2 protein-coding genes are annotated in these 2277 nt (G+C 26.6%); both read left to right on the top strand.

Features of this window, described 5'->3' with window-relative positions; all coding sequences use genetic code 11:
* On the top strand, window positions 1-306 hold a 306-nt coding region (locus Q0Y03_RS15375; RefSeq protein WP_297714659.1), incomplete at its 5' end, for a hypothetical protein.
* Between the two features lie 12 nt (window positions 307-318).
* Window positions 319-2277 (top strand): pLS20_p028 family conjugation system transmembrane protein (locus tag Q0Y03_RS15380; protein ID WP_297714660.1); only part of this gene is annotated, 1959 nt, incomplete at its 3' end.

The raw sequence follows: 2277 nt of genomic DNA on the forward strand, positions 1-2277 counted from the left end.
AAAGAGTTAATACTATTTAAAGACGATAAAGAAGAAAATACTATACAAAATAAGCCAATAACAGAAGAAGTAGAAGCGATTAATGAGTATATAACAAAAGAAAAAGATATAGAGCTAGGAAGAATATATACTCCTAAAGACCTTGATAATATTAATCGAGAAATAGAAATGAGAAAGAAAGGTGTTGAAGTTTTTAATGAAAACTCTATGTGGAGCAATTTATATAAGGTAGCAAATGAAATTAATAATGAAAAGTTAAATAGTTATATAAAAATAGGAGAAGAAGAAATAAAAAATATGAAGTAGGAGGTGTGATTTTTGGACACTCTTTATACATTAATTGAGAATGGAGTTCTTGAACTAGGAAATGTATTTGAAAGTTGTATTAGATGGTTAGGTTGGGGATTAGTAACCTTACTTGCTAAATTAGTCAATGGAATTGAAAGTACGTCTAATAAGGTATATACAATAAATGGATTTTTCAATAGTTCAGAAGTAAGTCAATTAATAGATAAATATGAACCTTTAGTTTGGACTATACTTGCTATTTCAATAGGTATACTAGGGTTTAGAATTACATTTAATAGGCAGCAAAATAGAAATGAGTTACCATCAAATATATTATTTTCAATATTAGTAGTAGTATTACTTTCTACTTTTATGACAAAGATGAATGAGATAACTAAAATAGCGATAAGTAGTATAAATAATACTAATCAAAGTATAACAGATACATTAGTTAAAGAAAGTTTATATGATATATATTATTTGGATGACAATAATTTTAATTTATCTGGAGAAACAAATAATATAAGTGCAGATAGTATATATAATATAGATATAAATGAAGCTATTGATGCAAGTGAAGTTAAAGATTCAGATTTATTCAAGAAAAAGATAATTTTCGAAGAAAATGGAGATAAAAAATTAGTTAAGTTAGAGAAAGGATGGTTTTCAATAGATGAAATGTATTATAGATATAATATTGATTTTATATCAGTAATCATCTCTCTTGGAGCTATTGGAGTAGCATTTGTTTGTATTATGTTAAAAGTTATAAGGTTATTATTTGAATTAGCATTTAATAAACTTTTTATAACATTACTAGCATTTGCAGATATTAGTGATGGTAAAAGGTTGAAAGAAATGGTAAAGCATATAATATCCATATTTATAGTTATATTTATTACTGCTGTATTAACTAATATGTATATGTTGTATAATTCATGGATAACAAGAAGTCTTGTTGCTAATGGATTAGGTAATAATGGAATATTAAAAATATTATTTATTGTAGGTGGAGCAATAGCGGTTATAGATGGTCCTAATTTAGTAGAAAGAATATTGGGAATAGATGCAGGGTTAAAGAGTTCATGGGGAACTTTAATGGCTGGATATGGAGTAGCAAAGGGAGCATTAAATTCAGGAAAATTATTAGCTGGATTAGTACCTAAATTAGGAAATGGATTTGCTTTAGGCATGGCTGGTGTTGGTGGAGCTATGTCAGGAATGTTTGAAGGAAAAGATAAAAATAATATACCTAATAAAGAAAATGATTCAGATATTAAAAAGCAAGATAAAACTGTAGATAGTCAACCAAGCCAAATGAAAGCAAGTAAAGACAATGAAGCAGATTTAAATACTATAAATGATAAATTTAAGGATATAGATGAACTTAAAAATAATTCAGCTAATGATATTAATATGCAAAATAAAAATGGAGATAAACCAGGAAGCTTAGGTGGAGAAAGTTTACAAGAGCAAATGAAAGCAAATAAAAATAATTCAGCTAATTTAAATGCTTTAAATGATAAGTTTAGGGAAATAGATGAATTAAGAAACAATCCAAATAAAGATTTTGGTAAGAATAGCTTAGAAGATAATGATTCAAAAGGATTAGATGGAAAGACTGTACAAGAAGGAATGAAGTCATTTAAAAATAATGAAAGTAATTTAAATTCACCAGGTGATAAGTTTAAAGACATAGAAGGTTTAAGGAACAATCAAAATAATGATCTTGATAAGAATAACATAGCGGCTAGTAAAACAAAGGGATTGGATGGACAGACTGTACAAGAAGGAATGAAAGCAGTTAAAAATAATGGAAGTAATTTAAGTTCATTAAATGATAAATTCAAAGACATAGAAAATCTAAGAAATAATCCAAATAAAGATTTTAGTACAAATAATATAGAAGGCAATAAAATAAATGGCTCAGAAGGACAAACTATGCAAGAAGGAATGAAGTCATTTAAAAATAATGGAAGTAATGTAAGT

This window comes from Clostridium sp. (genome assembly GCF_026168755.1).
Classification (GTDB): domain Bacteria; phylum Bacillota; class Clostridia; order Clostridiales; family Clostridiaceae; genus Clostridium.